The organism is Pseudomonas sp. KNUC1026 (genome assembly GCF_021650705.1).
Lineage (GTDB): Bacteria > Pseudomonadota > Gammaproteobacteria > Pseudomonadales > Pseudomonadaceae > Aquipseudomonas.
Window position 1 is genome coordinate 593,149 of record NZ_CP087138.1, and the last position, 17,193, is coordinate 610,341.

The window sequence follows — 17,193 nt, forward strand, 5'->3', positions numbered from 1 at the left end:
AAGCCTTATCCCAAGAAATGCTATTTGCCATTCATTCTCTATCCCCCGGGATGCACCGCCCGGCCCAGGCGGAAAACTGGCTTGAAACGCATATCGACATGAATGCCGAAAGCAAAGAGTTCGTGCTGTACATCGGCATTCCGTTTTGCCGAACCCGCTGCAAATCGTGCCCGTATTTTGCGAGCCTGTTGCCGGAGAACGACAAGCGCGACCGTGAAGGCGTGTACGTCGATGCCTTGCTCAAGGATCTCAGAAAGTGGGCGAGCTACCCCAAGTTCCAGAATGCGTTGTTGCGCAATATCTATATTGGCGGGGGGACCGGCTCCATTCTCAAGACCAGCAACTTGCGGCGCATCGTCGACACCGTGTTCGAGTTGTTCAAGGTTGACCCTCAGTACGAGTTCACCCTCGAAGGCAACGCTCGGGACTATGACGCCGAAAAGATCGACTATGTGAGCCAGTCGCGCATCAACCGCCTGAGCCTGGGCGTGCAGTCGTTCCAGCCCGAGCTGCTGGGTGTGATCGGCTCCCCGCACGCCGCCGAGGATTCTGCCCGTGTGATCCGCGCCTTCCAGGCCAAGGGCTTGCACAATATCCAGATCGACATGATGTACAACCTGCCCGGGCATACCCTGGCACTGTGGCGCAAAGATCTCGAAGTGCTCAAAAGCCTGGACGTTCCGCACTTCACCATCTACCTGTACCGCATCCACAAGGAAACACCGCAAAGCCGGTTGATTACCAAGGGCCGAGTCGAGAAGCCGGATGACCCGGAAACACCCATGGTCAAGGACATGTATGGCCAGGCATTGGAAATTGCCGAGAGCATGGGGTTTCACATGTACATGGTCGATCACTTCGCCAAACCCGGCTACGAGAACATGTACAACCACTGGAACTGGAAGGTGTACATCGACACGCTGGCGATCGGCCCGGGTTCCTACAGCTACTTCGACGGTTATCGGCTCGGCACCGAGGCCGACGTCGAGAAGTACATCGAGCACTGCAACGACGACAAGATTCTCGTCAGCACCGTTTCCGAGAAATTGTCGCCACGGGTGCAGCGTGAGCGTTATGTGGTGTTTGCCCTGCTGTATTACGAAATCGAGTTCGCCTTCTATCACTCCAAGTTCGCCACCTCGTTCCTGGACGATTTCAAAGATGAAATCGCCCGGCTCGAGCGCAAGGGGCTGGTTGAACTGATGCCTGACCGGATGGCGCTCACCCGGCTTGGGTTGGTCTGGCACACCAACGTCATTCTCGAATTCTTCAACCCGGCCTTCTGGAACGATGTCGACTCGCTGAACGAACCCAACTGGTCACTCAACGGAGTGATGGTGGAAGTGGGCGCGCACCCAAGGGCTCACTGGTTGGGCGCCAAAGATCAGGATTTTTTCAATGAACACCCTGTTACCGACGAAGAGGTCGATCACCATGTCTGATATCCACGCTTTCACCTGCACCGTTTCCATGACCGCCGCTGCGACCCCGGCCGACATCTGGGCCCTGTGGGTCGACGTTGGCAACTGGAGTGGCTGGGACGAAGGCATCGAGTGTTCCCGCCTGGTGGCGCAGTTCCGCGAGGGCGGCACGATCGAACTGACGCCCAAAGGCGCAGGCCCGGTGACTGTCGAGCTGAAAACGGTGACCCAGGGCGAGGAGTTTTCGGACGAAACCGTGCTGCCCTTCGGCACATTGAAAAACAGCCACCGGCTCGAGCCGCTGGGTGACCGGGTGTTGATCACTCATACGGTCCAGGCGCTGATCAACGCCGACAGCGTGGGCTTTTTCGAAGATGCGGTGTGGCCACACATGCAAGGTGGAGTGGCCGAGTCCTTGGGCCAGTTGATTTCGATCGCACAAGCGGCCTGAGGAGTTCGCCTTCCATGACACGTTACTGGTGCGGTGTGGTGTCCCGAGAGCACATCAAACGCGGAGAACAGGGTGGCTTTTGCCAGGTGTGCCACGGCAAGCGTTCGCCGCTGGCGAGAATGGCGCCTGGTGATTACATCGTTTTCTATTCGCCGGTTCATGAGTTCAAAGGCGTGCGCAAATGCCAGGCATTTACTGCGCTGGGGCGTGTCGTGGATGACCGTACTTATCAGTTCGAGATGGCGCCGGACTTCAAGCCCTTCAGGCGGGATGTCGAGTATTACGCCACCCGGGACGCTTCTATTTATCCGCTGCTCGAACAACTGGAATTCACCCAGGGCAATCGCAACTGGGGCTATCGCTTTCGGTTCGGCCACTTCGAGATCAGCCAGCAGGACTTCGAATCGATCGCCACCGCCATGAACGTTTCGTACCAGACAGTCGTCAGCGTCCCCAACGCAACACCGGCGCCGCCGCTGGCGGCTGCCGCGCAAAGTTCGCTGTTTGACTGAACCACTACGTGATAAGGGACTATATATCGTGCAACGTCGAGTCGTTGTGACAGGGTTGGGCGTGGTGAGTGCCAATGGCATCGGTGTGGATGCCTTCTGGCACAACATCGTCAATGGCAACAGTGGTATCCGCCCCTATCAATGGGGCGCCGCTTTAGGGTTCGAAAGCCGGGTCTATGGCCAGGCCAAGGACTTCAACGAAAAAGACTTCGACCTGGGAGCGCGCGAATGCGCTGCCGGCGGGCGCTACGTGCAGTTCGCCCTGGCTGCCGGGCAAATGGCGATGAGTGATGCGGGGCTCATGGATCATGCACTCGACCCGCAGCGCCTCGGCGTTGTGGTTGCCAGTGCGATCGCCGATGCCGCTTCGATGGAAAGCCAGTTGCTGCAGATGACCCACGATGGCACCGAGGACATCGACCCGGCCTGGGCCAGTGGTGCCGATCAGCAGGTATTCGATTTTGGCCTGGCGGCCTCCCGCCTGGCCCAGCGCTATGGCGCCGGGGGCGCGGTGCTGAATGTGTCGACAGGCTGCACCGCTGGCCTGGATGCATTGGGGCTGGCGCTGGATGCCATTCGCCAGGGCGAGTTGGATGTGGTGCTGGCCGGGGCGAGCGAAGCGCCGTTGTGCCCGCTGTCGATCGGTTCGTTCGAAGCGCTCGGGGCACTGTCGACGCGCCAGGTGCCCACGCCGCAGCAGGCGTCGACGCCGTTTTCCGGGCAACGCGATGGCTTTGTGATTGCCGAAGGCGCAGGCCTGCTGGTGCTGGAAGCCTACGAGCATGCCGTTGCGCGTGGCGCGCGCATCTATGCCGAGCTCACCGGCTATGCCTCGGTGAACAACGCCTACCACATGACCGACCTGGCGCCGGACGGCGAAGCTCTGGCTCGCTGCATCCGCCTGGCCATGGCCGATGCAGGCATCGAGCCGGAGCAGGTCTCCTACGTCAGTGCCCACGGCAGCTCGACACCGCAGAACGATGTGAACGAAACCAACGCACTCAAAAAGGCCCTGCACGAGCAGGCCTACCGTGTACCGATCAACTCGCTCAAGTCGATGACTGGCCATTCGCTGGCCGCGGCCAATGCCATCGAAGCGGTCAGCCTGGCGCTGGAAATACATCACCAGCACGTGCACCCCACCATCAATTACCAGGTGCCGGACCCGGCCTGCGACCTGGATTACGTGCCGCTGCAGGGCCGCCCGGTGGCAATCGAACATGCCCTGAAACTCTCCAGTGGGTTCTCCGGCATCCACAGCGTCATCGTGATGAAAAGGACTGATCATGAGTAACTCTGTCGTGGTGACTGGCGTGAGCGCCATCGGCCCGCTTGGGGCCACCCCGCGTGCGATTCTCGACAACTGTGGCTTCCTGCCCGAGCGTTCGGGCACCGGCCGTACCGAAGAAACCCCACGCGGCAACCAGTTCTGGTTGCTGGAACCGATGGATTTCAGTGCCTGCACGAGTGCCCGCACAGCCCGCAAGCTCGACAAATTCTGCCTGCTGGGCCTGGCAGCGGCGCAGCAAGCGCTGGCGCACGCGCAGCTGTGCGGCGAAGCCCTCGAACCTGAAGCTGTAGGCCTGTTCATCGGCAACAATCTGGGCGGCTGGGGGTATATCGAAAAAGAGCTTCGGTTGCTGCATACCCAGGGCGTGAAAGCCATGAGCCCTTATGTGGCGACCGCCTGGTTTCCAGCGGCGCTGCAGGGCCAGCTGTCGCTCAAGTATGGCTTTACGGGCCACTCCAAGACGTTCTCCAGCCGCGATGTCGCAGGCCTTCAGGCGCTTGGCTATGCCGCCCAGGCGATACGTGCCGGCCGGATTCAGGTCGCTGTGTGTGGCGCGGCCGAGGACCTGTCGAGCGACTTCGTGCGCGCCGTGCTGGACCAGGACAGCACGGCCACTGGCAATGGCCGCAACCGTGGGCAGTGCTTTTCGGAAGGCGGCGCGTTCCTGATCCTGGAGTCCGAGGCGCACGCCCTGGCGCGCGGTGCCCGGCCGTTGGCCAGGGTCGATCACTTCAGCGACCGGTTTGCTGCGCGGCCCGCCGACCTGGCCCCGACCCTCGCTCACAGCCTTGCGCCGCACGCTCGTGCAGGCCAGGCCCCGGTGCTGTTCATCGGCGAAACCGACGACGCGGCGCTACATGCCGGCCTGCAGCAGGCTTACAACGCCGCGGGCAGGGCCCAGGCGTACACCTACGCGCAACCGGCCCTGGGAACCCGGTTTTCACTCAACGGCGTGCTGGAAGCCGCCTTGGCGTGCCATGAGTTTCAACACGCCGGGGTACCGGGCAGCCTGCTCGAACACCGCCGCGCCGATAGCGAGTTCCACACGGTGGTGATTCCGCGCACCACCTCGCAAGGCAACGTCACCTGTCTCGGCATGAGCCGCTACTGACCTACAAGGAATCGTGCAATGAACAACTTCACCGACTCGGTTCGGGCGCTGCTCAGTGCCTATGTGGATGTAAAGCAGGAGCAGTTCGACATGGCTGCCGACCTCGATCTGGTCTACGACATCGATTCCACCGAAATGACGGAACTGGCCAAGAAGATCGAGCTGGCCTTCGGTATCCCGGTGTCCAAGACCCAGCGCCAGGACTGGACTACCGGGCAGTCGATCAGCGCTTTTCTGGCCCAGCAGCAGCGCTGAAGGGGCTGCCCAGATGAAGCTGATCAATTTGTTGCTGCGAGCCGGCGCCCATGACGACCCGAAGCCGATCATCGAAACCGCCGAGCGTACCTACACCCGCGCCCAGGCCATCGCCGAAGTACAGGCGCTGATCGGGCATCTGAGGCAGGCGGGTGTCGATTCGGGTGAGCGGGTGGTGGCGATCATCGAGCCAAATGCACGCGGGCTGTTTCTGTTGGCCGCAGCCAGCGCCATGGGGTTGCGGCTGATCATGCCTTACAACCTCGCCATGGGTGCGATCGCGGAATGGCTGGATGTCATCGAAGCGGCCCGCCCGGCCCATATCGTTGCGTTCACCCAGGATCGCGCGCTGCTCGATGAACTTGGCCAACGCCACCTTGCCGTGGTGCCAGACCGGGACACGCTGACGCCACTGCCCTCCCGGCCGGCGGCATTCATCATCGATGATCTGCAGCCGGTCCCCGGCTTCCTGACCCTGTTCAGCAGCGGCACGTCCGGGGCACCCAAGCCGATCAGCATCGGTGAAAGCCTGGTCTGTGCACGGGTTTTGAGCGTGACCCAAGCGCTGCAATTCTCAGGCACTGCACGCGCTTTGCTGACGGGCCTGTTCAACAACACCACCGGGGTGATCTTTGCTTTCGGCTGCCTGCTGCACAACGCCTGCCTGGTGATCCCGCACAAGCGCGACGCGGCGCATTGGGCAACACAGGTGGCGGATCTTGAAATCACGCACCTGATGCTCAGGCCCGCCTTGCTCGCCACCTTCCTGGACGCAGTGGCCGCCCAGGCATTGAGCTTGAGCAGCCTGAGGGTACTGGCCTATGGCGCTGCGCCCGTGCCTGCCCCGGTGGTCGAGCGGGGGCGGTCGCTGCTGAGTTGCCAGTGGGTACAGGGTTACGGGCTCACCGAAACCTTCGGGCCCTTCTGTTGGCTGGATGAAGCCGCGCACCGCGATGGCGCGCATCTGGGGCAACCCTATTGCATCGGCGTGCCTGACCACACGGCAGAGGTCAGGGTGCAAGCGCAGGCGCCGGAGCAACCGGGGGTGCTTGAAGTTCGCACGGCGCTGCTCATGGATGGTTACGTCGATTTCGCCAGCGGCCGGGTCAGCGAACCGCCCAGCTGGTACGGCACGGGCGACCTTGCCTGCTTCGATTCGGCTGGCCGCTTGCTGCTCAAGGGCCGGCAGAAGAGGTGGTGCTCAGCGCCAACGGCCACTCGATCTACCCCGCCGAAATCGAGGCTGTCGCACACCAGTGCACTGGGGTGAGCGAGGCCACGTTGATCAGCCGCCGGGTGCCAGGCGACGACGGCGAGCGCCCCGTGCTGTGCGTCGCCGGCCAGATCAGCCGCGAACGCCAGCCCACAGCCCTCGAGCATGTGGCAAACACGCTGCAGGCCTGCCTGAGCGCCGAAAATGGCCGGACTACATCGTATTTCTCGCCCTCGGCATTACCGCGCAACGGCAATGGAAAGATCGCCCGCAACGCCATCCATTTCGAAATTCCCCCTGTTTCCCTGACCTGTTGAGGTATCGATGAACGCTTGCTCTCATTCGGTGTGTTGCGATGCGCCGGCAGCGACGGTGTACGGCATTATCCGAGACTCGGCCCAGTGGCCGCTGCTCTTCGAGCCTTGCCAGGCGGTTACCGCGATAGAGCGCGGTGAGCAGCATGAGGTCATCCGTGTTTCGGCCATGGTCGATGGCAAGGTGATGAACTGGTGCTCGCGCAGAGCATTCGACGACACGCTGCTCTCGATCCAGTCCCACAGCGACATGCCGATGGACTTCATCAAGGCGATGAGCGTGACCTGGAAGGTGATTTCGCTCAGTGCAGCTCGTAGCCTGCTGGTGCTTGAACACCTGTATCAGCGCGCCGATGTGGCCTCAGCCGATCAACAGAGGGCGGCGCAGGAAGAGGCTTCGTTTCTGCGTGGGCTCAATGCCAACTCCACTACCGAGCTTGGCAACATCCGCGACGCTGCCTATCGCATCGCCCGCCAGCGCGAATGTGGCCCCGCGGGGGCCAGCAGCCAGTCCCTGATTTGCCAGGCCCCGGCCGACGAGGTATTTGCGCTGGTCAGCGATACCTCGGCCTGGCCCGGTATCCTGAGCAACTGCGACAGCGCAGTGGTCGAGCACGCAGAGCCGGGCATGCAGGTAGTGCGCATCGACGCACACCTGGATGGCAAGGCTGCGTCCTGGCTCACCCGGCGGACGTTGCTTGAAGGCGCTCGGCGTGTGGATTTCGAGTTGCTGACGCCGATGCCATTGCTCAAAAGCATGACCGGCACCTGGCGGGTGATTGCACTGGATGCCAGAACCAGCCTGCTTCAGGTGGATCGCCGCTGGCAGATGGTGGACCAGTTGCCGGATGACGAGACGCGGTTTTCCAGCCTCCAGGCGGCCAGCCAGTGGTTCGATGAATTCGTGGCAGGCAATGGGCTGCAAGAGCTGACGCTGTTCAAGCGCCATGTCGAAGGCAGCGGCTCTCAGGCGTTCGCGGTGGTCAGCGAGCATCGGCTGGCGCATCACGCCGATGCGGTGTTCGCCGCGCTGCGGGATATCCAGGCATGGCCTGAATATGTCCAGCATTGCCAGACGCTCGACACGCGGTTCGACAATGGCCTCTGGCAGGCGATGAGTTTCAGCAGCGATGTCGGCGCCCAGGCCGAGGTCCAGAGCGTTCGCTGGTGTGACCCCTTGGAACGCACCATCGAATACTTCCAACCGGTGCCGCCAGCGGTCATGGCGCGCCACACCGGCCGTTGGAAAGTTGTACCCGAGGCCTCGGGCCGCAGTTGTACGGTGCGCGCCGAGCATGAAATCGAACTCTGCGACGGCATGAATACGGCAGAGCAGGCCGGGCGTGTGAGCGAAACCGTCACCGCGCATGCGCAGGCCTTGCTTGCGGCGATCGACCAGCGGCTGGCCGCTGCCAGGGTGGCAGCATGAACGCGCTCGTGCCGGTGCCTGCCCGCCGCGCACGGCTGTCGCCTGCGGTCTTCGAGGCGGTCGGTTATTTCATTCCGCGGTTGTTGTTCGGCGACCCGCACATTGCGCCCAAGTTGAGCTGGGGCGACATCGTCTACGCACTGGACGGGTTCGATGAGAGCTGCCTGGATCTGGGCTCTGCGCTGTTCTGGGATCGTTGGCGTGAGGCCTGGGAGCGCCGTGCCAACACCCACCTGGCACGTGCCGAACTCGCAAGAGGCGTGGCTGCCCGTTCGCTTTCTCTGCGCCGCGCGGCGGCTTGCCTGCATTGGGCGGAGTTCATGTATTTCGAAGACCGCCAGTGCAAGGCTCGGCTGCGGGAGCGAGTACGGGAGTGTTTCAAGCAGAGCCTGACGTTCGACGGCTATCGAATGACCGAATACACCTTCACCGTGAGCGGCCACCCCTCTGCCTCGACTTACCGTTACTGGGTGCTCACCCCGGCCCGGAGCCGTAGCGAGCCCTGGCCCTGTGCATTGCTCATCAATGGCCTGGATTCGATCACCGAGGTCGAAGTGTTGACGCTGGGTGAGACCTTCTTGCGCAACGGCCGTGCCGTGATCCTTTTCGAAGGCCCCGGCCAGGGCCTGGAGCTGGGGCGCAGCGCGCTGCGTGCCGACATGGAAATGGTGATCGCCCAGCTGCTGGTGGCGCTGGCCCAACGCCGTTACCTGGACCTTTCGGACCTCGGCCTGTTGGGCGTGAGCTTCGGCGGCTACCTGGCGCTCAGAGCTGCCCACGCGTTACCGGATGCCTTTGGCTGGGTGGTGAACTTCTCCGGGGGGCCGCGTGTTCGCAGCTACCAGAACCTGCCGCGGCGGCTCAAGCAAGACTTCGCCTATGCCTTCGGCATCACCGACCTCGCCCGCATGCCTGAACTGCTCGACAGCCTGGCGCTGCCCGAAGGCTCCAGGGCGAGCCCGCCAATCCTGAGTGTTCATGGCGCCTTCGACGACATTTTCGCGCTGGCTGACCTGCGTGCGGCTATCGCGTCCTGGGGCGGGCATCACCGTCTCGAGGTACTCGAGGGGGAGGCCCACGTGTGCCTTCATGAATTGCCCGAATGCCTGGACCTGATCATCGATTGGATATCAACATTGCACACACCGGAGGCGCAGCCTTGAAAGCACGACTGAGTTTTCTGTATTTCTCGATCTTCGCCTTTGTCGGGATCCACATGCCTTTCTGGCCGGTGTGGCTAAAGGCCAAGGGCCTGGACGACACCGCCATCGCCTTTCTGACCGCTTTGTCATTTGCGTTGAAGGTAGTCGTCACACCGCTGATGGCACGCCATAGCGACCGTCACGGGTCGCAGCATCGGCTGTTGGCCGGTCTGGCGCTGGGCATGCTGGCAGGCGCGGTGTGCTTCTACTGGGTCGACACGTTACTGGGCATCACGCTGCTGACGCTGTTCACCTTCGCTTGCTGGTCGCCGATCATGTCGTTGGCCGAAACCATCACTTTGGCCAATGCCAAGGAACGCAACCTGGACTACGGCCGTATACGGGTCTGGGGTTCGGTCGCCTTTCTGCTGGTCGCCTTGATGGGCGGTGCGCTCATCGCTTCGCTGGACAAGCAGGGCATCCTCACGGCACTGGTGGGTACCATCGCGCTGATCCTGGTTGCCAGTGTCTTGCTGCTGCCAACCGGAGTGCCGGGTGCTCAGCCTACCAATACCGAAGCCTCGCTTCGGCCGTTTCTGCGCAGCAAGGGGTTCATGCTGTTTCTGCTCGCGGCATCTCTGATTCAGGGCAGCCATGCGGTCTATTTCACCTTTGCGACCTTGCACTGGATCAGCGAAGGCCTCAGTGCCAGCAGCATTGGCGCGTTGTGGGCCGTCAGCCTGGCAGTGGAGCTGGCCTTCTTCTTTTTCGGCAAGCCGGTGGTTCAGCGCCTGGGCCCGATCAACGTTCTCGTATTGGGTGGCATTGCCGCCGCCGCACGTTGGTGCCTGATCGGGATGAGCTCCAATATCGCCGTGCTGGCGGTGGCGCAATCGCTTCATGCGGCAACCTTCGGAGCATCGCATTTCGCTGCAATGCTGCTGATCATGGGCTCAGTGGACAAACGCTTGTGTGCCACGGCGCAAGGGCTTTATTCCTCGGCGATCATGGGGCTGAGCATGGGGGTGTTCGTTCTGCTCGCCGGGCCGCTTTATGCCACTTACGGCCATGCGGCGTTCTATGTCATGGCGGCCGCGGCAGCGGCGGGGGCAACGTTGTTGTGGTGTGCACGCCGTGCCGTATTCAAAGTGTCGGCCGATTCGGGTATTGAACCTGGCCAGCCGGGGCTTGTTAATCGCGCCTGACCAAAGCTGCATTTCGGGGCTGAGTCAAATAGAAGTTGTAACAGGCCTTGTCTGAATAGTTCAATAAAGTTTATATTGAATCCTCAGGGAGCGAGGATGAAGTATGAACAATTGGCAAAGTGATATTCTCACTGTGCTCGACGGCTGTGCTTCAGAAGAACACGTCTTTCAGGCAGTGGCGTCGAGTGTGTGTGCATTGGGTTTTGAATGGGCGGCGTTCGGGATCGAGTCGCCCAGCATGCAAGCCGAACCCCAGATCGCAATGATCAACAACTACCCGGAGAAGTGGCAGGCTCATTATCACGCTCGCCGCTATCTGGCGGCTGATCCTACTGTCGCAAATGCCCGGAATTCGCAGGCTCTGTCGGTATGGAGCAACCATGGCTTCGCGGCCTGCCCGCAACTCTGGGAGGATGCGCAGGCATTCGATCTGCGCGTCGGCGTGGCGCAGTCGTGCTTCGGCGAGTATTCAAAAAGTTTGTTGACCCTGGCCCGTTCGCGAGAAGAGTTTACACTCGCGGAAAGGGAGTCGAAGCGCGCCAACATACGCTGGTTAGTGTCAACTGCACATATGTATATTTCCCGTTACTACAGAAACAACCAAGCCGATGCATGCCGGCATCAGCTCACCAAACGGGAAGTGGAAGTGTTGAAGTGGACAGGTGTCGGGCGCACATCGCCAGAGATTTCGGCGTTGTTGTTTATTTCCGAAAATACGGTGAACTACCACATCAAGAATGCGGTAGCAAAGTTGAAAGTCGAGAATAAAACCGCAGCGGCGGTGATATTGGCGATGTGGGGTGTTTTCTGTTGACCTGGGCATTACCGCAGTTGCGATTGCGGTAATGCCATTCAGGCCCTTGCGCTTTCAGCCAGCATCACTCCGGCACGAACACTCGCAGGCGATGGCCATCGGGGTCCAGTGCGACGAAGGTGTAGCCGAAATCCAGGTGCTGCGGGGTTTGAACCACGGGCAAGCCTTTGTTGACCCAGTCGGTGTGGGTGGCATCTACCAGTGCCTTGTCGCTCACGCAAAAAGCGATCTCTCCTTCGGTGCCCAGCGTGCCTGCACCTGGCTTGACCGTATGGCGTGACCACAGCCCGAGCATGACACCGGATTCGAGCTTGAACATGGCGAAGGTGGGGGAGGCCTCCAGCGGCGGATGGCCGAGCAGTGCCTGGTAGAAGGCCACGCTGGCCGTGGGGTTGTCGACGTACAGGATGAAGAAATTGGGCGTGATCATAGGGCCTCCTGGCTTGCATATGGGCCGCCGGATTGACGGTCGCGCCCATCCTACCCAGCGCTTTACCTATTTCTGTCAGCAGCCGTATCAGGCCTGGATGCCCTGGTCGGCGCGCCATGCCTTCAGCAGGGCCCGGCGCGGTGTCGGGTAGCGTTGCTCGGTCGGCTCCAGCGTGAGGATACGGTCGCAGCGAAAGTGCCGAAAGCTGCCGCGCAGCTCGCACCAGGCTACCAGCACGTGGGCCTGGTCGAAGTAGCCCAGCGCGAACGGCCACACCAGCCGTGTGGACACCTGCCCCTGGCCGTCGCGGTAGTGCAGGTGTGCCTTGCATTCGGCCTTGATGGCCTGGCGCAGGCTGAGGTGAGTGGCGGAATCCAGCACGGGGCTTGCGCCCACCAGCAATGCCGAGTCGTCCAGTTCGTTTCGAAGGCGCTCGGGCAACACGCTGTGGATTTTTTCCAAGGCATCCCTGGCCGCCATGACCAGCCGCTCATCCGCCCGTGCTGCAACCCAGCGAGAGCCCAGTGCCAGCGCCTCCAGTTCCTCTTCGGTGAACATCAGCGGCGGCAGCATGAAGCCTGGATGAAGCACAAAACCCAGGCCCGCGACGCCTTCGATATGAGCACCTTGTTCCTTCAAGGTATCGATATCGCGGTAGAGCGTGCGCAGGGTAATGCCCAGTTCTTCAGCCAGGGCTGCCCCGGTCACGGGAAAGCGATGGCGGCGCAGAATCTGGATCAGGCTCAACAGTCGTTGGGAACGAGACATGGAAAGCAGGCCGTGTAGCGAGTGGACGAGGGCCTGAATTGTATAGCGCTGCCGATGCGCGCGTACTGCTTCCGCGCAGATCGACGGGTGATGGCTAAGCGCTTCGCTTATGGAGTAGGCTCGGGGCTGGTCTGACAACTGGCCCGCCATGAACATCCTCTTTCTCAAACTGATCATCACCCCCAGCCTGATGATGGCCATATCCCTGGTGGCGCGGCGCTGGGGCCCGTTTCTCGGTGGGCTGCTGGCTGGCCTGCCGATCACCTCCACCACCGTAATGGCGTTCCTGGCATTGGAGCAGGGGCCGGCGTTTGCCGTGGCAGTGGTGCCCAGCGCGCTGGCCGGCCTGGCGGCGGTGGTGTGCAGTTACCTTGCCTACCTGCAAGTGGCCAAGCGTTGGCACTGGGGGCTGGCGCTTGCCGCTGCGGTGCTGGGGTTCGCCTTTACCTGCACGCTGCTGCAGTGGGCGGGCTCACTGTGGCTGTCAGTGCTGGCATGCCTGGCGCTGGTAGCGACCATCCTGCCCTTGGCACCTGCCCGCGTGTTGCCTGCCAGTGCGCGCCCGTCTCGCTCTTGGGAGATCCCGGCTCGCATGATCGCGGCGACGTCGTTGCTGCTGGTCATCACCGGCGGCGCACCGTGGTGGGGGCCGAAGGTGAGCGGTGTGCTGGCGCCCATCCCGGTGATCGCCTGGCCGCTGGTGGTGTTCAGCCACTTGCAGGTCGGCCTGCTGGCGATGGCCTCCACCGTGCGCGGGAACGCGCTGGGGGCACTGGGGGTGGTGGCGTTTTACTTGGTGATCTGGCTGGGGGCGAGTGTGGTGGGGATCTGGCTGGCGTTGTTACTGGGGGTGGCGGCGTCTCTGCTGGTGACATTCGGGGTTGTGGGGTTCTTGCGGTTGCGCAGGCGCTGATACCTGCGCGTCGCCCGGCTAGCCGGCCTCCCACTGAGCTCCAAGCTCCAAGCTCCAAGCCCAAACCTCCCAGTTCAATCAGTAAATGGGAGGGCGGCTTGCCGCGCGAGATGCTGCCAGATCGCCACGGCTTGATGCTGCCGAAATCTCAGTGCCGGCTGGCCTGATCGACCTGCAACGCCAGCAACTGCTTCTCCTGCACCCAGTCGAACGGCTCGTCGTTCTCTTCGGCTTCGAAGCGCCGCTCTTCCAGTTGCTGGTAGAGCTCGATCTCTTCATCGGGCATGAAGTGCAGGCAATCGCCGCCGAAGAACCACAGCAGGTCGCGCGGCACCAGGTGGGCGATCTGCGGGTAGCGCTGGATGGTCTGGCAGATCAGGTCCTGGCCCAGGTACTGGCTTTGCACCGGGTCTTGCGGCAGTTGTTCGAGCAACTCGTCGAAGCGCTCCAGAAACAGCGCGTGGCTTTCCTCGGGCACCTGCTCGGCCTCGCCGAGGGCGCCGAGGATGTTGCGCAGGTGGCGGAGCAGGGCCAGGTGGTGTTCGAGGGCGGAAACGGTCATGGCACAAGGCTCCTGGAGAAAACGGCCGGGCAGTATAAAGGCTTGCGCCGGCCGCTGTAACACTTAGCGGATCTTGCCTTCGGCAGGCAGCAGCTCGTCCTTGCCGAAATCATCCACGTCGATCACCGCGCGGCGCGCAGTTTCCGCAGCCTTGAGCTGTTGCCCTTCGCTCGCCAGCAGCACGCCGTGCTCGACCGCTGCCTCGATCAGGTCCTGCCCTGCGGCTGCCTTGAGCTGGCCCGCTCGCACGGCGGCGTGCAGTTTGCGGCGGATCGGTGCAACGGCGTTCAACCGCTCGCAGGCGGCATGCAAAGCGCCTACGGCATCGTCGGGGTCGGTTGGGCGGTAGCAGCCTTCAAGCAGGTCTTCCAGGGCCAGGTCGCCCGGTGCGCGGCCAAGGATCGCCGCCACCTCGGCGTCAGCCTTGTCGCTTGGCCCGCGGTGGCGGCGGCCGAACGGGAAGATAACCAACCGCAACAGCCCGCCCAGCAAGCGGTTGGGCGCGTTGTCGAGCAGCTTGCTCAGGGCGTCTTCAGCCTTGCCCAGGCTTTCATCCATGGCCCAGCGCAGCAGCGGTTGCAGGTGCTGCGGTGATTGCTGGTCGTGGTAGCGCTTGAGCGCAGCGCTGGCCAGGTACAGGTAGCTGAGCACATCGCCCAGCCGCGCCGAGAGGCGCTCGCGGCGCTTGAGCTCGCCGCCGAGCATCATCATGTTCAGGTCCGCCAGCAGGGCGAAGGCTGCCGCCAGGCGGTCGAGGTTGCGGAAGTAGCGCTGGCTCAGGGCGTCGCCAGGCTGGCGCTGCAGATGGCCCAGCCCCAGGCTCAGCACCAGCGTGCTGCAGGCATTGCCGAAGGCGAAACCCAGGTGGCGCAGCAACAGGTTGTCGAAACCACGCAGGTCGTTGTCGTGGGCTGCGGCCATTTCCTTGAGCACGAACGGATGGCAGCGGATGGCGCCCTGGCCGAAGATCATCAGGTTGCGCGAGAGGATATTCGCCCCTTCCACGGTGATGAAGATCGGCGCGCCCAGCCAGGTGCGGCCCAGGTAATTGCGCGGCCCGTCGATGATCGCCTTGCCGCCGTGCACGTCCATCGCGTGGGTGATGCACTCGCGGCCGCGTTCGGTGAGGTGGTACTTGAGGATCGCCGAGAGCACCGAGGGTTTCTCGCCCAGGTCCACCGCATTGGCGGTAAGGATGCGCGCGCTGTCCATCAGCCAGGCGTTGCCGCCGATGCGTGCGAGGGATTCCTGGATGCCTTCGAAGGCGTTGAGCGGCACATTGAATTGCTCACGCACCTGAGCGTACTGGCCGGTCACCAGGCTTGTGTACTTGGCCATGCCGGTGCCCACCGCCGGCAGCGAAATCGAGCGGCCCACCGACAGGCAGTTCATCAGCATCATCCAGCCTTTGCCGAGCATGGGCTGCCCGCCGATCAGCGCCGAAAGCGGCACGAACACATCCTTGCCGCTGTTGGGCCCGTTCATGAACGCCGCGCCCAACGGCACATGGCGCCGGCCGATGTTCACGCCGGGTGTGTCGGTCGGGATGAGCGCCAGGCTGATGCCCAGGTCGGTTTGGTCGCCGAGCAGGTGGTCCGGGTCGTATGCCTTGAAGGCAAGGCCCAGCAGGGTGGCGACCGGGCCGAGGGTGATGTAGCGCTTTTCCCAGGTCAGGCGCAGGCCGAGTACTTCTTCGCCTTGCCACTGGCCTTTGCAGACGATGCCGACGTCCGGCATGGCGCCGGCATCGGATCCCGCCAGCGGGCCGGTGAGGGCGAAGCAGGGGATTTCTTCGCCACGCGCCAGGCGCGGCAGGTAATGGTCGCGCTGCTCATCGGTGCCGTAGTGCAGCAGCAGCTCGGCCGGGCCCAGCGAGTTGGGCACCATCACCGTGGAGGCCAGGTCGCCGCAGCGGGTGGCGAGTTTCATCGCCACCTGCGAATGGGCATACGCAGAGAAGCCCTTGCCGCCGTAGGCCTTGGGGATGATCAAAGCGAAGAATCCGTGTGCCTTGATGTGCGCCCACGCCTCGGGCGGCAGGTCCATCGCCTGGCCGACCTGCCAGTCGGTGAGCATTGCGCACAGTTCATCGGTGGGGCCATCGATGAAGGCGCGTTCTTCATCGGTGAGGCGCGCGCGGGGTAGTTGAGCAGAGTGTGCCAGTCGGGCCGGCCGCTGAAGAGCTCGCCGTCCCACCACACGGTGCCGGCGTCGATCGCGTCGCGCTCGGTGGCCGACATCGGCGGCAGCGTGCGTTTGAACCAGCTGAACAACGGCGTGGTGAACAGCCGCACGCGCAGTTCGCCGAGAAGATGAACGCCGCAGTGGCGGCGAGCAGCACCCAAAGCACCAGCATCAGCCCGCCCGGCGCCTTGCCGAACACGCCCATGGCCAGCAGATAGAGGGCCACCAGCCCAAGCGCCGGCGCTGGCGCCGTTCGGCAATGGGCAAGCCAGGCAATGCCCAGCACCAGCAGCACGATCCACAACCACAGCATAGGGAACTCCTTCTCAAGGCTCGCCCCGGCAGTCTAGACGCTGCGCGCCGGGCGTGTACCTGAAGACCGGCCGCTGCGTTGCGAAGTTCGGCCAAAGGCTACGGGGTATCGGCCGCTCGGCCGGGTTAAACTGCCGGGCATCGCCACTGCCAAGGAAGCTTCGCCATGCTGAAAATCTGGGGCCGGGTCAATTCAAGCAACGTACGCAAGGTGCTGTGGTGCGCCGAGGAGTTGGGGCTGAACTACCAGCAGGTCGACGCTGGTGGCGCTTTCGGGGTAGTCGACACCCCTGAATACCGGGCGATGAACCCCAATGGCCGAGTGCCTGTAGTGCAAGATGGGGATCTCACGCTCTACGAGTCCAACACCATCTGCCGCTACCTGCTGGCCACCCACGCTGCCGGCAGCCACTGGTGGCCGGAACAGCCCGCTGCGCGCGCCCGCGCCGAACTCTGGATGGACTGGGCCACTGCGAGCCTGGCCGCGCCGTTCAAAGAGGTATTCTGGGGCGTGATGCGCACCCCGCCTGCAGAGCAGAACTGGCCCGCGATCCTGGCCGCACGTGACGCCTGCGCCGAGCTGCTCGGCCAGGCCGATGCGTTGCTTGCGCACCAGCCGTACCTCTCCGGCGAGCACATCGGCATGGGCGACATTCCGTTGGGGTGCGTAGCCTATGGCTGGTTCGGCATGCCCATCGAACGCCCGCCACTTGCGCACCTCGAAGCCTGGTACGCGCGGCTGTGCGAGCGCCCCGCCTATCGGCGCGCTGTAATGACTGCCCTGACCTGATAGTCACTATTAATCGGCATTGCTGTACTTATGCCATTACGCTCGGTGAATATGCCCACCGTTCCGGGTGCGCCGC

Annotated in this window: 17 protein-coding genes and 1 pseudogene; 14 read left to right on the forward strand and 4 right to left on the reverse strand. The window is 62.9% G+C overall.

What is annotated here, in order from left to right:
* Positions 1–98: 98 nt before the first annotated feature.
* The 12 genes from LN139_RS02410 to LN139_RS02465 all read left to right on the forward strand — a co-directional run bounded on the left by LN139_RS02410 (position 99) and on the right by LN139_RS02465 (position 11,158).
* On the forward strand, positions 99–1,442 hold the full coding sequence (locus LN139_RS02410) for a coproporphyrinogen-III oxidase family protein (protein WP_236358422.1): 1,344 nt from the start codon (positions 99–101) through the stop codon (positions 1,440–1,442).
* A complete protein-coding gene (locus tag LN139_RS02415; RefSeq protein ID WP_236358424.1) occupies positions 1,435–1,872 on the forward strand; it encodes an SRPBCC family protein in 438 nt (145 codons plus the stop codon). The genes LN139_RS02410 and LN139_RS02415 overlap by 8 nt, the downstream gene beginning before the upstream one ends.
* A 14-nt stretch (positions 1,873–1,886) precedes the next feature.
* Complete coding sequence (locus LN139_RS02420; RefSeq protein ID WP_236358425.1) at positions 1,887–2,384, forward strand: EVE domain-containing protein; 498 nt, start codon at positions 1,887–1,889, stop codon at positions 2,382–2,384.
* 28 nt (positions 2,385–2,412) lie between these two features.
* Positions 2,413–3,678: a beta-ketoacyl-[acyl-carrier-protein] synthase family protein gene (locus tag LN139_RS02425; protein ID WP_236358427.1), complete on the forward strand. Its 1,266-nt coding sequence runs from the start codon at positions 2,413–2,415 to the stop codon at positions 3,676–3,678.
* Positions 3,671–4,786, forward strand: a complete 1,116-nt coding sequence (locus LN139_RS02430) for a beta-ketoacyl synthase N-terminal-like domain-containing protein (RefSeq protein ID WP_236358429.1) — start codon at positions 3,671–3,673, stop codon at positions 4,784–4,786. Before LN139_RS02425 ends, LN139_RS02430 begins: the two co-directional genes overlap by 8 nt.
* A gap of 18 nt (positions 4,787–4,804) precedes the next feature.
* Entirely contained in the window at positions 4,805–5,041 is a 237-nt protein-coding gene (locus tag LN139_RS02435) for an acyl carrier protein (RefSeq protein WP_236358431.1), read from the forward strand.
* A gap of 13 nt (positions 5,042–5,054) precedes the next feature.
* A complete protein-coding gene (locus LN139_RS02440) occupies positions 5,055–6,311 on the forward strand; it encodes a class I adenylate-forming enzyme family protein (protein WP_236358433.1) in 1,257 nt (418 codons plus the stop codon).
* Positions 6,308–6,571, forward strand: coding sequence for a hypothetical protein (locus LN139_RS02445; protein WP_236358435.1), 264 nt, complete (start codon positions 6,308–6,310; stop codon positions 6,569–6,571). The genes LN139_RS02440 and LN139_RS02445 overlap by 4 nt, the downstream gene beginning before the upstream one ends.
* Before the next feature lie 7 nt (positions 6,572–6,578).
* Positions 6,579–7,997 (forward strand): SRPBCC family protein, encoded by a 1,419-nt coding sequence (locus tag LN139_RS02450; RefSeq protein WP_236358436.1) that lies wholly within the window; start codon positions 6,579–6,581, stop codon positions 7,995–7,997.
* Positions 7,994–9,160 (forward strand): alpha/beta hydrolase family protein, encoded by a 1,167-nt coding sequence (locus tag LN139_RS02455; RefSeq protein ID WP_236358439.1) that lies wholly within the window; start codon positions 7,994–7,996, stop codon positions 9,158–9,160. The genes LN139_RS02450 and LN139_RS02455 overlap by 4 nt, the downstream gene beginning before the upstream one ends.
* Positions 9,157–10,344: an MFS transporter gene (locus LN139_RS02460; RefSeq protein ID WP_236358441.1), complete on the forward strand. Its 1,188-nt coding sequence runs from the start codon at positions 9,157–9,159 to the stop codon at positions 10,342–10,344. Before LN139_RS02455 ends, LN139_RS02460 begins: the two co-directional genes overlap by 4 nt.
* 103 nt (positions 10,345–10,447) lie before the next feature.
* On the forward strand, positions 10,448–11,158 hold the full coding sequence (locus LN139_RS02465; protein WP_236358443.1) for an autoinducer binding domain-containing protein: 711 nt from the start codon (positions 10,448–10,450) through the stop codon (positions 11,156–11,158).
* 64 nt (positions 11,159–11,222) lie between these two features.
* Here the strand turns inward: LN139_RS02465 and LN139_RS02470 are convergent, their stop codons facing one another.
* Both LN139_RS02470 and LN139_RS02475 read right to left on the reverse strand, forming a co-directional pair.
* Positions 11,223–11,588: a VOC family protein gene (locus tag LN139_RS02470; RefSeq protein WP_236358444.1), complete on the reverse strand. Its 366-nt coding sequence runs from the start codon at positions 11,586–11,588 to the stop codon at positions 11,223–11,225.
* An 87-nt stretch (positions 11,589–11,675) separates the two neighbouring features.
* Positions 11,676–12,356 (reverse strand): helix-turn-helix transcriptional regulator, encoded by a 681-nt coding sequence (locus LN139_RS02475; protein ID WP_236358446.1) that lies wholly within the window; start codon positions 12,354–12,356, stop codon positions 11,676–11,678.
* Positions 12,357–12,504: 148 nt separating this feature from the next.
* On the opposite strand from LN139_RS02475, the gene LN139_RS02480 reads away from it, so the two are divergent.
* Complete coding sequence (locus tag LN139_RS02480) at positions 12,505–13,269, forward strand: hypothetical protein (RefSeq protein ID WP_236358447.1); 765 nt, start codon at positions 12,505–12,507, stop codon at positions 13,267–13,269.
* Positions 13,270–13,417: 148 nt separating this feature from the next.
* Here LN139_RS02480 and LN139_RS02485 read toward each other — a convergent pair whose 3' ends face one another.
* Together LN139_RS02485 and LN139_RS02490 are read right to left on the reverse strand one after the other, a co-directional pair.
* Positions 13,418–13,831, reverse strand: a complete 414-nt coding sequence (locus tag LN139_RS02485; RefSeq protein ID WP_236358449.1) for a PA2817 family protein — start codon at positions 13,829–13,831, stop codon at positions 13,418–13,420.
* Positions 13,832–13,894: 63 nt separating this feature from the next.
* A pseudogene (locus tag LN139_RS02490) lies at positions 13,895–16,328 on the reverse strand (acyl-CoA dehydrogenase).
* Between the two features lie 165 nt (positions 16,329–16,493).
* Between LN139_RS02490 and LN139_RS02495 the strand changes: the two are divergent.
* Positions 16,494–17,117, forward strand: a complete 624-nt coding sequence (locus LN139_RS02495; RefSeq protein WP_236358451.1) for a glutathione S-transferase family protein — start codon at positions 16,494–16,496, stop codon at positions 17,115–17,117.
* Positions 17,118–17,193 lie beyond the last annotated feature (76 nt).